Source organism: Paenibacillus sp. 01T422 (genome assembly GCF_056398785.1).
The window spans coordinates 1-12,532 of sequence record NZ_JBFTQB010000068.1 but is presented as its reverse complement, the minus strand read 5'-3'; the positions used below and the strand labels follow the sequence as shown (position 1 = coordinate 12,532).

The 12,532-nt window shown below is 46.9% G+C and carries 10 protein-coding genes; 1 reads left to right on the top strand and 9 read right to left on the bottom strand.

From position 1 onward, the window contains the following. Positions 1-1,259: 1,259 nt before the first annotated feature. The 3 genes from AC1DUA_RS05900 to leuB form a co-directional block, all read right to left on the bottom strand. Complete coding sequence (locus AC1DUA_RS05900; protein ID WP_477498835.1) at positions 1,260-1,643, bottom strand: glycine cleavage system protein H; 384 nt, start codon at positions 1,641-1,643, stop codon at positions 1,260-1,262. 80 nt (positions 1,644-1,723) lie between these two features. Continuing rightward, the gene (locus tag AC1DUA_RS05895; protein ID WP_477498834.1) at positions 1,724-2,272 is read right to left on the bottom strand and encodes a peroxiredoxin; all 549 of its coding nucleotides are present in this window, start codon (positions 2,270-2,272) and stop codon (positions 1,724-1,726) included. A 234-nt stretch (positions 2,273-2,506) separates the two neighbouring features. Then, positions 2,507-3,586, bottom strand: coding sequence for a 3-isopropylmalate dehydrogenase (leuB, locus tag AC1DUA_RS05890; protein ID WP_477498833.1), 1,080 nt, complete (start codon positions 3,584-3,586; stop codon positions 2,507-2,509). A gap of 427 nt (positions 3,587-4,013) precedes the next feature. Between leuB and AC1DUA_RS05885 the strand changes: the two genes are divergently transcribed. Then, positions 4,014-4,874 carry an SDR family oxidoreductase gene (locus AC1DUA_RS05885; RefSeq protein WP_477498832.1) on the top strand — a complete coding sequence of 287 codons (861 nt, stop codon included), beginning with the start codon at positions 4,014-4,016 and terminating at the stop codon, positions 4,872-4,874. Positions 4,875-4,952: 78 nt separating this feature from the next. Here the strand turns inward: AC1DUA_RS05885 and AC1DUA_RS05880 are convergent, their stop codons facing one another. The 6 genes from AC1DUA_RS05880 to rplT form a co-directional block, all read right to left on the bottom strand. Next, entirely contained in the window at positions 4,953-6,149 is a 1,197-nt protein-coding gene (locus AC1DUA_RS05880) for an aminotransferase-like domain-containing protein (protein ID WP_477498831.1), read from the bottom strand. Positions 6,150-6,241: 92 nt separating this feature from the next. Beyond that, a complete protein-coding gene (locus tag AC1DUA_RS05875) occupies positions 6,242-7,789 on the bottom strand; it encodes a 2-isopropylmalate synthase (RefSeq protein ID WP_477498837.1) in 1,548 nt (515 codons plus the stop codon). A gap of 330 nt (positions 7,790-8,119) precedes the next feature. After that, positions 8,120-9,112, bottom strand: coding sequence for a ketol-acid reductoisomerase (ilvC, locus tag AC1DUA_RS05870; protein ID WP_161407711.1), 993 nt, complete (start codon positions 9,110-9,112; stop codon positions 8,120-8,122). 163 nt (positions 9,113-9,275) lie between these two features. Continuing rightward, entirely contained in the window at positions 9,276-9,767 is a 492-nt protein-coding gene (ilvN, locus tag AC1DUA_RS05865; protein WP_477498836.1) for an acetolactate synthase small subunit, read from the bottom strand. Beyond that, entirely contained in the window at positions 9,767-11,512 is a 1,746-nt protein-coding gene (gene ilvB, locus AC1DUA_RS05860) for a biosynthetic-type acetolactate synthase large subunit (protein WP_477498830.1), read from the bottom strand. Before ilvB ends, ilvN begins: the two co-directional genes overlap by 1 nt. Positions 11,513-12,153: 641 nt before the next feature. Continuing rightward, the gene (rplT, locus tag AC1DUA_RS05855) at positions 12,154-12,513 is read right to left on the bottom strand and encodes a 50S ribosomal protein L20 (RefSeq protein ID WP_127455519.1); all 360 of its coding nucleotides are present in this window, start codon (positions 12,511-12,513) and stop codon (positions 12,154-12,156) included. Between the last annotated feature and the right edge of the window lie 19 nt (positions 12,514-12,532).

Below are 12,532 nucleotides of genomic sequence, written 5' to 3'. Positions count from 1 at the left end.
CAACTGTTCCGTCCATACCACTACTTTAAATCGCAAACTAGAAAAGCTTCCCCTCGGTTACTTGCAATCCCTATTCGAGAAGCTAGCAGACCGGTTAAATCAATCTAAGAAAGGGAGCAAAGGGGTTCGAAATCTTGGGAAATTAGCCCCGATCGACTCAACCTCGATTCTTCTTCCGTTTGTGTTTGGCGATTGGGCCTTTTATCAAGATCGTACGAAGGGCGTCAAGATGCATACTCGCCTACTCTGCTTAGATGACGATACGCCTTTTCCAGACCAGATTGTTTTCTCTACCGTTGGGGTTTCCGATCAGATGGCTGTGGATCAACTTGTAACTCGCAAAGATTTGACGTATATCCTGGATCGCGGTTATGTCAGCTACACACGATTTGTGAGATGGGCGAACGAGGCTGTCTTGTTTGTGGCTCGGTTAAAAGCAAGCAACACGTACACGGTTGTAGGAAACTATCCTGTGCCGGAAGACACACACCAGACGCGCGACACCCACTCACCCGTCCACCAACACCCCAAAAACTACATGTACCTAGTCCACTCTACGTTGCAGCTTATGCAACATAAAGAGCGGATTGCGTGCATCTTGTCCGACCTATGTTGCACTTTATGCAACAAAAAAGTTGATTGCGAGCACTTTGACTACTCTATATTGCACTTTGTGCAACGATTACGCTCAAAAGGACTACTCCAGCGGCAATTTAGCTRAAATGGTTGTACTTTGTGCAATGAGAGTAAGGCTTGCGCTTCGTATRCCACTTATATGTTGTAGAAAGTGCAACRTAGATTAGCGGTGGAGGGGCTCGAGGTAAAARAGCCCTCTTCTACATCCCCTTCCCTTAACCGCTTCAAATTTCATTGGATGAATTCCAATGAAAGCCCGCTTTAGCGACATAAATCCTCAGTCTCATTGGATGAATTCCAACCAGTCACAGCAAAATCCCCTCGTATTGGTGCTAATTCGAGCCCTCCGTTGGATTTAGTCCAACGAACCGGCTCTAGAAGCACCACAATGAAGCGATCTCATTGGATTTCATCCAATAGGATCACTAGGCGCGGCTTCAAATCACTGTGTTCATCAGATTTCGTCTGATTTCATCCAATGAGATGACCTTTGCTGCCATTAAAATCGCCGTTTCATTGGAAAACGTCCAATGAAACAGGCTTCGGAAGCTACCTGCGCCCATAAAAAAGCCGCAAGACCCTGTAAAGTAGTCCTGCGGCTTGCAGCTATTCCAGATATTCCCTCACTCAAACGAATAACTCGACGCATACGTCTGCGCATCCCACAGCTGCTCCAGCTCCGAAGGCTCACTGCATGCTACTCTGAACAGCCACCCTTTATCATAAGGTGACTCAATCAGCATCATCGTAGCCCGCTCCAGCAGCATATTAACAGCAATGACTTCGCCGGATAACGGGGCAAGCAGATCATGCTCACTTTCGGCGGTCTCCAAGGAGCCAGCATAAAAGCCTTGCCCCAGCACCGCTCCACGTTCCGGAAGCTCGATGAATAAGACCATCCCCCACGCAAGCAATCCGATTTCCGTAAGGCCGATGACTGCCTCATTCCCTTCTTGGCGTATCCAATAATGATCTCTTGTATATTGCAGATGCGTAGGTACGGTCACGTTCATTCTCCTTCATGAAGAAAAGCTCCCCCGCCGCATTCGCATGCCAGCTAAGAGGAGCCTCTCTATGTATGAAAAGCTTATTTTACGACAAGGTTTTTGTCGCCTGGTTTCCAGTTCATTGGGCACAATCCGCCGGATTGAAGCGCTTGAAGCACACGAAGTGTTTCTTCTACGCTGCGGCCTACATCGTTGTGGTTAACAACTTCGTATTTCAATTCGCCTTCTGGATCGATGATGAATAGACCGCGAAGTGCGATACCTTCTTCTTCGATTAGAACGCCGTAGTCACGTGCTACGGATTTCGTGATGTCAGCAGCAAGTGGGAATTCCAATTTGCCAAGACCATTGTCGTTCACAGGTGTATTGATCCATGCTTTGTGTGTGTGGATGCTGTCGATGGAAACGCCAAGAATTTCAGTGTCCAATTCTTTGAATTGAGCAGCAGCATAGCTAAGCGCTGTAATTTCTGTCGGACATACGAATGTGAAGTCCAATGGGTAGAAGAACAATACTAACCATTTGCCTTTGTAGTCGGACAAAGATGCTTTGCCAAACGCTGTGCCATCACCTGTAGCTGTCTCCATTGTAAAATCTGGAGCTTGTTTACCAACTAAACGCTCTGCCATGTGTATAATTCCTCCTCAAATCTATCTTCTTCGTCTAAAATGGTATCATCCGAATAGGTGAAAGTCAATAATTAGACCTCATACAATGTAATAATCACTTTAAAATATGAAAGGTCCTTGAACAAGCGTAACTACGCTTCCTTTTTCATACATTTTGGCGCTTGCTACCCTTAATCAAGGCAAAAAAGAGCTTGCTCGCTACGCACAGAATGCTTAGCGGGCAAGCTCTTAGTCTTATTTGCGCATTGCGTCTACAATCAGTTGGCCCATAGCCAATGTTCCGATTGCTTTGCTCTTATCGACAGCGATGTCGCCTGTGCGGTTGCCTGCATCAAGCACTTCTTTCACGGCGCGTTCGATGGAATCCGCTGCATCGTGGTAACCGAATGTCAGACGGAACATCAAAGCAACGGATAGAATCGTTGCGATTGGGTTAGAGATACCTTGGCCTGCGATATCAGGTGCAGAACCGTGTACCGGCTCGTACAAGCCGAAGCTGCCTTCGCCAAGTGATGCAGATGCCAGCATCCCGATGGAGCCTGTCAGCATCGCAGCTTCGTCGCTCAGGATGTCGCCGAACATGTTCTCTGTCACGATGACGTCGAAGGAAGACGGACGACGCAGCAATTGCATTGCACAGTTGTCTACAAGCACGTGCTCAAGTTCAACATCCGGATAGTCAACCGCAATACGGTTAACCGTTTCGCGCCATAGGCGGGAAGTTTCCAGAACGTTTGCTTTATCAACGGAAGCAAGCTTTTTGCGGCGCGTGCGGGCAATTTCAAACGCTTGACGAGCGATACGCTCGATTTCGGAAACGTTATATGCGCATGTGTCTACCGCTTCTTGACCGTTAGGTGTCTCACGACGGAATTTCTCACCGAAGTAGATGCCGCCTGTCAATTCACGAACAACGATCAGATCCGTACCTTCAAGTACTTCTGGTTTCAACGTGGAAGCTTCTTTCAAGCAGTCAAAGATGAAAGCCGGACGAATGTTAGAGAACAAACCAAGCGCTTTACGAATACCCAGAAGACCTGTTTCTGGACGAGTTTCTTTCGGGTTGTTATCCCATTTTGGTCCGCCTACAGCTCCTAGAAGAACAGCGTCTGCTGATTGACAAACTTTCAATGTTTCTTCTGGAAGCGGTGTGCCTGTTTCATCAATGGCAATTCCACCGAACAAAGCATGCTCTGTTTCAAATTGATAACCGAAAAGCTCTTCCGTACGTTTCAATACTTTTTCCGCTTCTGCTACGACTTCTGGACCAATGCCGTCTCCAGCGATTACAGCAATTTTTTTCACATCTGCCATGACTGTCATTCACTCCTTAGAATAGTAAAGCTGCTTGGTAAGCATCTCTATCGACTATATGATGCTCTCATTGTAACATAAGATAACCTTTTTCATTAGATATAAAAGCTATTGCTTTAATAGGCTTCTCCTATAACAGTAGGTAGACTCTTTTTAAAAGTGGATATTGACATCACTCCCAGTAGTAACTATAATTGTTACAACAACGATGATTGCAATTGAAACAAATAAACATGCGTTTTTCAATAGCTGTACCTATCGGGCTACGAACGTAATTAAAGATAACCAATTGTTCCAATTTCACGAAGATACGAATGAGCAATTCAAATAAATAAGAGCTCCACTAGGAGAGCTTTTATTTTATATATAAGTTGTAACAATAATTGTTATAACATTACAACACATTATTATTAGGAGGAATAGAAGGATGAAAATTTTAGTCACAGGCGCGACAGGGAAATTGGGAACGAGAGTTGTAGAAGCACTGTTGAAAACAGTGCCGGCAAGTCAACTGGCAGTAAGTGTCCGTAATCCAGAGAAAGCGGAAGGATTGCGCGCTCGTGGCGTAGACGTTCGCCTCGGAGATTTCGATCGTCCAGAAACATTAACTACTGCTTTTGCAGGTATTGATCGCTTATTAATTATTTCAGCGGATGGAGACACGGAAACAAGAATTCGGCAGCACACCAATGCTGTAGCTGCCGCAGAGCTTGCTGGCGTTAAATTAATAGCTTATACCAGCTTAGCTAATGCAAGTCACAGTACTATTTTCCTTGCTCCTGTGCACCGGATAACAGAAGAAATCATCGTCAAAACGGGCATTCCTTATACTTTTTTACGCAACAACTGGTACCTGGAGAATGAACTGTCAAGCATTCAAGGCGTGATTGCAGGAGCTCCATGGGTGACCTCTGCCGGCTCTGGCAAGGTGGGCTGGGCGTTGCAGCAAGAATACGCGGAGGCAGCAGCGGCTGTATTAGTTGGGGACGGACACGAGAATAAAATTTATGAGCTTTCAGGCAACCTGCTCACTCAAGATGAGCTAGCTTCCGCACTTGGCGAGGTATTAGGCAAGGAAGTTCTTGTGCAGCCAGTCGATGATGCTACCTATGCCGACATTTTGAAAGGTGTAGGCGTGCCCGACTTCGTTGTGCCCATCCTTGTAGCTATCCAACAAGGTATTCGGGAAGGTACACTTGAGATGGAAAGCAAGGATTTCGAGAAGCTGCTTGGTCGTCCAGCTACGCCAATTCGTGAAGCCCTGGCTCAGATCATTAACCCTCAATAATACAATTCACACAAGCGAATATAAGAAAGGGACTATCTCGAAAGTAGAAATATCTACTCTCAGGACAGTCCCTTCTTTTTATACGCTTTGTAGGTAAGATTCCATAGCTTTCGCCAGCTTTTGCATACCGAGAATTGTGTTCTCGCGATCCGTGTGCGTGTAGTTCAGGCGCATAGTGTTGTACTGTGGGTTCTCCGCATAGAATGTGGACCCCGGAACAAAAGCCACGCCTTCTTTTACCGCAATTTTCAGCAGATCCTCTGCGCGAATATGCGAAGGAAGTTCCACCCAGATGAACATGCCACCCTTCGGTTCTTCCCACTTCAGACCTGGCCAATTCAACTCTTTCAAAAGACCTGACATGAACTTCATCCGATCCAAATACTGCTCACGAATCAAGGAGATGTGCGCGTCTAGATCGAAATGCTCAAGCAGATGGAACAGTGTCTGTTGATCAATCGTACTGGAGTGCAGATCCGCTGATTGCTTGAAACGGGCGATTTGGCGAATCACCGTCTCGTCCCCCATCACCCAGCCTGTCCGGAAAGCAGGCGCTACCGTTTTGGAGAAGGTGCTCGTGTACACCACATTACCGCCTTCAGCTTTACCACCAAGTGAGAAAATCGATGGGTACGTTTCATTTTCATCAAATTGAATTTCCCCGTACGGGTCATCCTCAAGAATTAGCACATCCGCTTCGCGGCAAATATTCAGCAAGCCTTGACGGCGCTCTAGGCTCCAAGCACGACCAGCCGGATTCGAAAATGTCGGAATGACATAAACGAGCTTCGGATTATGCTCGGCAACTTTGGCAGCCAAATCTTCCAAAATCATACCATCGTTATCGCTATCTACGGAAATAATCTTCGCACCTTTGGCTTGGAAAACTTGAATCGCCGCCAGGTATGTCGGTCTTTCTACCAAAATGATATCGCCTTCATCAATCATTACGCGTGTCAACAAATCGATCGCTTGCTGGGAACCTGTTGTTAGCAGCATCTCATCTGGTGTGACGTGCATGTTTTTGGCAGCCATACGTTTGCATAAGGACTCGCGCAGCGGCTTGTACCCTTCGGTTAATCCATACTGCAGCGCTGACTTCCCGCCGCCAACAACTCGTTTGAACGCATCGCTCACCGCGTCCAATGGGAAAAACTCTTCAGCTGGCAATCCGCCGGCAAAAGAAATAATCGAGCTGCCTTGTGTCAGCTTGAGAATTTCTCTTACCGCCGAGGATGAGAAACCTTCTAGCGATTTAGAAAATCGATATTTCATAAATGGACGCATCCTTTCGCATTTGTAGAAAGCACCCCTCCTCTAATTTGGAGGTGAGGTGCTTATCTAGTAGTCCCGTGGACTTAGGCTGATTATATCAACGTAACGTTGCTTCTATTGCTTGTTGGGGTTTTGCGTTTATCAATGAGTCTGTTCACAGCGTCTAGATAAGCCTTGGCGCTCGCTTCCAGAATATCTGTCGAGATGCCGCGTCCTTGAACGGACACATCGTTCTGTTTCAGAACGACATGCACTTCCCCGAGCGCATCTTTCCCGTGAGAAACTGACTTGATGGAGTAGTCATCCAGCTCGACTTCTTCCTTCGTCGCTTTGTCAATCGCGTTGTAAATGGCATCAACAGAACCGTTACCTACAGCACTTTCCGCTACTTCGCTGCCATCTTGGAAACGAACGTGCACGGTTGCCGTTGGTGTCATCTGATTGCCGTAAGCCACTTGAAGCGTGCCAAGTGCAAAAATTTCCGGTGTTTCGATCAGCTTCTCTTCGATCAGCGCACGGATATCTTCGTCTTCTACCTGCTTCTTGCGGTCAGCCAAATCTTTGAACTTGCCGAACGCCACGTTCACTTGCTCGTCTGAGAGGTCATAACCAAGATCGATCAACTTCTCACGGAACGCATGGCGGCCGGAGTGTTTACCCATCACGAGCTTGCTTTCCTTGACCCCAATGGTCTCAGGGGAAATAATCTCGTAGGTCGTTTTCTCTTTGAGCATCCCATCCTGATGGATGCCGGACTCATGAGCGAACGCGTTAGCACCGACGATCGCTTTATTGCCTGGCACCACCATGCCGGTCAGCTTGCTGACCAAGCGGCTGGTGCGGTAGATCTCGTTCAGTACAAGCGAGGTTTTCGCTTGGTAGAAGTCCTGGCGTGTCTCCAGCGCCAGCACGACTTCCTCGATCGAGGTGTTCCCTGCTCGCTCGCCAATACCGTTGATGGTGCCTTCGATCTGATCGGCACCATTCAGAACCGCCGCTAGCGCGTTAGCTGTCGCCATGCCAAGATCGTCATGGCAGTGCGCGCTTAGCTGGATTTTCTCAATGCCTGGCACGGTGTCCTTCAGCATTTTGAAAATATTCCCATAGTCGKACGGTGTCATATAACCGACTGTATCTGGAATATTCACGACCGAAGCGCCGGCGCGGATTGCCATTGCTGTTACTTCTGCGATGAAATCAAGCTCCGTACGTCCGGCATCCTCGAGTGAAAACTCGATTTTGCTGAAATACTTCTTCGCATATTTAATCGCAGATTCCGCTGTCTCCAGCACTTGGTGTTTCTCCATCTTCAGCTTATGCTTCCGGTGGATAGGGGACGTCGCCAGGAACAAATGAATACATGGGTCCTGAGCGCCCTGCAGCGCTTCACGGACAGCCTCGATGTCTGTCTCCTTCGAGCGGGACAGACCGATTACAGAGGCGTTCTTAATAGCTCTCGCTACGGCATTAACGCCTGCCAAGTCACCAGGTGATGCAGCTGGGAAGCCAGCCTCCATCCGATCGACACCCAGCTTCTCAAGTTGAAGCGCGATTTCGACCTTCTCCTGTGTGTTCAGGTTCACGCCTGGCGATTGTTCTCCGTCTCTGAGCGTTGTATCAAAGATGTAGATTTTGCGCACCATGGTCACCTCCTAAAAGATTCCTTGTAAATGAGTTACAACCTTACCCTAACTGCTGACCGTTCCGTTCTTCAGTATTTGTCTCCGATCGTTTCTTGAAACCGTGTCCCCTTATTTAAATAAAACAAAAAGTCGGGACACGTTTTCAAATACGAACGCTTCGCTTCTCCGACAAACACTGAGCCCTCCACTTGGCATTTCAAGGAAGGTTCTAAAAATTTACAGATTAATTTTTACTCGTCTAAATAGTATTCACAGGGAGTGACTGGGAAATTCTCCGCAATCACTCCCTGTGGGATGAATAACTATATGATTCAATCAAGCATTAAATTACTTTTTGATCCAGTGCATCATTTCGCGTAGTTCGGCACCAACAACCTCAATTGGGTGCTGAGCTTCGTTACGGCGAGTTGCGTTCATGAACGCGAAGTTGGATTGGTTTTCCAAGATGAAGTCGCGAGCGAATTTACCTTGTTGGATATCTGTAAGAACAGCTTTCATTTCTTTTTTCGTTTCAGCTGTGATGATGCGAGGTCCTGTTACATAGTCACCATACTCCGCAGTGTTGGAGATGGAGCTGCGCATGGAGGAGATTCCGCCTTCATACATCATGTCAACGATCAATTTCAACTCGTGCAAGCACTCGAAGTAAGCCATTTCAGGTGCATAACCAGCTTCAACCAATGTTTCGAAACCTGCTTTAACCAGTTCAGATGCACCGCCGCAAAGAACAGCTTGCTCACCGAACAAATCAGTTTCTGTTTCTTCACGGAAGGAAGTTTCGATAACCCCTGCGCGTGTACAGCCAATACCTTTTGCATAAGCAAGTCCGATTGCTTTTGCATTGCCAGTAGCATCTTTCTCGATCGCGATCAAACCAGGAACGCCGAAGCCTTCAACATAAGTACGACGTACCATGTGACCTGGAGATTTAGGAGCAACCAAGAATACATCTGTACCTTCAGGAGCTACGATTTGACCAAAATGGATGTTAAAGCCGTGGGAGAACATCAAAGCTGCGCCTTTTTTCATGTTCGGTTGAATGGACTCACGGAATACGCGAGCTTGCGTTTCATCCGGCATCAAGATTTGAATCACATCAGCGCGTGCTGCTGCTTCTTCAACGGATACAACTTCGAAACCGTCATTTTTTGCTGCGTTCCATGAACGGCCTTCACGAAGACCGATAATTACGTTCAAACCGCTATCACGCAAGTTTTGCGCTTGTGCGTGCCCTTGGGAACCATAACCAACAACTGCAATCGTTTTGCCTTTAAGTACCGCTAAGTCTGCATCTTTTTCATAGTAAGTAGTAACTGCCATTTCGTATAAATCCTCCTTTGATATGATGAATCCGTATTGTCTACCCCTTGAGTGGGTGTTTCAACGATTAACCCTGAACGACTAGCCTTTTAAAGCGCTAAAGAGTCTATCGCTCAAAGCCCCACTCAAGGAGGCTTTCCCTACTTTTTCACATGACTGACTATTATTTAATTGAGCCTCGAATCATTGCCGTTGCTCCCGTACGGGACAGCTCACGGATACCATATGGACGAAGCAATTCTACCATAGCATCTATTTTATCTGAATCTCCGACAACTTGCACGATAATTGAAGCAGGGCCAATATCGACAACCGCGGCACGGAATGTTTCAACAATTCCGAGAATTTCTGGACGCATGATCGGTTCAGCATTTACTTTGATAAGTGCTAATTCTCTAGCTACCATCGGGTTGGAGCTTAGGTCGACGACTTTGATGACGTCAATCAGCTTGTACAGCTGTTTGGAAATTTGCTCCAATGTGCTGTCATCCCCCGTTGTTACAATGACCATCCGGGAAAGTCCGAGTTCTTCGGACTCCCCTACAGTGATACTTTCAATATTAAAGCCTCTGCGTCCGAACAAACCGGATACTCGCTGCAGAACACCAGGCTGATTGTTTACGAGTACGGAAACTGTATGTTTAGTTGTCGTCATCATTCCGAATCCCCCATTAACATGTCGCTAATTGTATCGCCTGCTTTAACCATCGGGAACACGTTCTCTCCTTTTGGTACGACGAAATCAATCAAGACCGGTCCAGGTGTGTCAAGCGCTTCCTGCCAAGCTTTTCTTGCTTCTTCCTTCGTCGTGGCACGCAGTCCTTTTACTCCATAAGCTTCTGCAAGCTTCACGAAATCCGGGCTGCCAGCCAAATCGATATGGCTGTAGCGGTTGTCGTAAATGATTTCCTGCCATTGACGAACCATGCCGAGTACTTGGTTATTCAAAATAACAATTTTCACCGGAATGTTGTTAATCGCACAGATCGCAAGCTCTTGCGCGCACATTTGAACGCCGCCGTCACCATTGATGGATACAACCAGTTTATCCGGGTTCCCCATTTGCGCGCCGATCGCGGACGGGAATCCAAAGCCCATCGTACCAAGTCCACCGGACGTTACCAGGGAGCGAGGGTTCTTGAACTTGTAGAACTGAGCAGCCCACATTTGGTGCTGACCAACGTCAGTAGTAACGATTGCTTCGCCTTTCGTTGTTTCGCTAATCATTTCAACAACGTATTGTGGCTTCAATTCTGTTTCTGTATCACCGTATTTGAGCGGGAACTTCTCTTTGTTAGCTTGAACTTCAGCAATCCATGCTTCGCTTTTTGCAGGCTTAGCTTTGAGATTGGCTAGAGCCAAAACAGCTTTCACATCGCCAACACACGGGATATCCGTTTTCACGTTTTTGCCGATTTCCGCAGGATCCACATCGATATGTGCGATTGTTTTCACCTTTGGTGCAAAACCGTTCAAGTTCATTGTCACACGATCATCGAATCTCGAACCGATGGAAATCAGGAGGTCCGCATTCTGAATGGCTGTGTTCGCCGTGTACGTCCCGTGCATCCCCGGCATACCGAGCCATAGCTCGTGTGCACTTGGGAATCCGCTAAGTCCGAGCAGTGTAGTTGCTACCGGAATTTGTGTAGCATTGACGAACTCGATCAGCTCTTTGGAAGCATCTGAATAGACAACGCCACCGCCAGCGATGATCACTGGACGTTCTGCTTCTTCGATTGCTTTCAGCAATTTGTCAACTTGCAGCTTGTTAGGCTGAACTGTCGGGTTGTAGCCGCGGATATTTACATCCGATACCGGCTTAAATATCGTTTTATGAGCGGAGACATCCTTTGGTATGTCAATGAGAACCGGACCTTTACGACCTGAGTTCGCAATATGGAACGCTTCATGAATGATGCGCGGCAGATCTTCTACATCACGAACCAAGTAGCTGTGTTTCGTAATCGGCATCGTAATCCCCGTAATATCTGCCTCTTGGAAAGCATCCGTACCGATAAAGTTCGTTGCAACGTTCCCTGTAATAACGACGAGTGGAACAGAATCCATAAAGGCGGTAGCTATCCCAGTGACGAGATTCGTAGCCCCCGGTCCTGATGTAGCGATACATACGCCAACTTTGCCTGTGGAACGTGCATATCCATCGGCAGCGTGAATGGCTCCTTGCTCATGTCTTGTCAGTAGGTGGTTAAAATCGGAAAAGCCATGCATCGCATCGTAGATGTACAGAACAGCGCCGCCCGGATATCCAAAGACGCAGTCCACACCCTCCAGCAATAAGCTTCTTAGCAAAATCTCAGAACCTGTGATCAGGTCCGGCTTCATCAGCTTGTCAATCAGTTCTTCTTTTGACCTCTTTGGTTCAGTTTGAACATTCATTGTGATCCTCCTCTCAAAAAATAAGTCCATGTTATACATCGAGCTTTCTTAGAAAATAAGAAAAACCCCTGTTCATCCCGCACACGCATGTAACGTGTTAAACGGGACGAAAGGGGTTTAAGCTTCCGTGGTACCACCCAAATTTGCTACATGCCTCACAGCATACAGCCTTAGCAGGTATGTTCGCCTAGAACAATACCCTCAGCACTATAACGTGTGCTTTTCCGATTCTCCCTAGTGCTTACAGACAATGCCATAAGTCTTCAGGAAAACAGCTCCGAGGTGACTTCGTACGTAAGGGATTAAGGCGATGGTTTCAGCAATTCCAACGCTCTCTGCGCATAAGTGCCCTTATGACTTCTTCCTCTTCATAGCCGATTTATTCGTGAACACCATCCGTTAAGATGATATTAGAGATTATTATATGCATCCCCGAAGCATTAGTCAATAGTATATCGAATAAAACAAACGAAAGTGAGTGAATATACTTGTCGGCGCTGTGATTTTCGCCTCTTCCTTTCTTGAGCCTAACTACACCTATCACATCTGGTCCGAAGAAAACTCATCCCACGAGAGTGCCTGTTAAAATAAAAAAAGCTTGCCCCCTTGCGGGGACAAGCTTCCAGAACGCGAAGCGAAGCTTACGCGTTTACTTTTGCTTTTGCAGCTGTTGCCAAATCGTTGAACGCTTTAGCATCATTTACAGCCAAATCAGCCAAGATTTTGCGGTTGATGTCGATACCAGCTAATTTCAGGCCGTGCATCAATTTGCTGTAGCTCAAACCGTTTTGACGAGCGCCTGCATTGATACGAGTGATCCACAGTCTGCGGAAATTACGTTTCGTTTGGCGACGGTCACGGTAAGCATACACTAAAGATTTCATTACTTGCTCTTTAGCTGTTTTAAATAAACGGTGTTTGGAACCGAAATAACCTTTTGCCAATTTCAAAATTTTCTTACGACGGTGAGCGCGAATAAATCCGCCCTTGACTCTTGCCATTGTTAACTACCTCCTGGGA

Excerpts from the sequence above, each read along its gene's own strand:
- AC1DUA_RS05895 (WP_477498834.1), bottom strand. The coding sequence starts at position 2,272 with ATGGCAGAGCGTTTAGTTGGTAAACAAGCTCCAGATTTTACAATGGAG.
- leuB (WP_477498833.1), bottom strand. The coding sequence starts at position 3,586 with ATGGCAGATGTGAAAAAAATTGCTGTAATCGCTGGAGACGGCATTGGT.
- AC1DUA_RS05885 (WP_477498832.1), top strand. The coding sequence starts at position 4,014 with ATGAAAATTTTAGTCACAGGCGCGACAGGGAAATTGGGAACGAGAGTT.
- AC1DUA_RS05880 (WP_477498831.1), bottom strand. The coding sequence starts at position 6,149 with ATGAAATATCGATTTTCTAAATCGCTAGAAGGTTTCTCATCCTCGGCG.
- ilvC (WP_161407711.1), bottom strand. The coding sequence starts at position 9,112 with ATGGCAGTTACTACTTACTATGAAAAAGATGCAGACTTAGCGGTACTT.
- ilvN (WP_477498836.1), bottom strand. The coding sequence starts at position 9,767 with ATGACGACAACTAAACATACAGTTTCCGTACTCGTAAACAATCAGCCT.
- ilvB (WP_477498830.1), bottom strand. The coding sequence starts at position 11,512 with ATGAATGTTCAAACTGAACCAAAGAGGTCAAAAGAAGAACTGATTGAC.
- rplT (WP_127455519.1), bottom strand. The coding sequence starts at position 12,513 with ATGGCAAGAGTCAAGGGCGGATTTATTCGCGCTCACCGTCGTAAGAAA.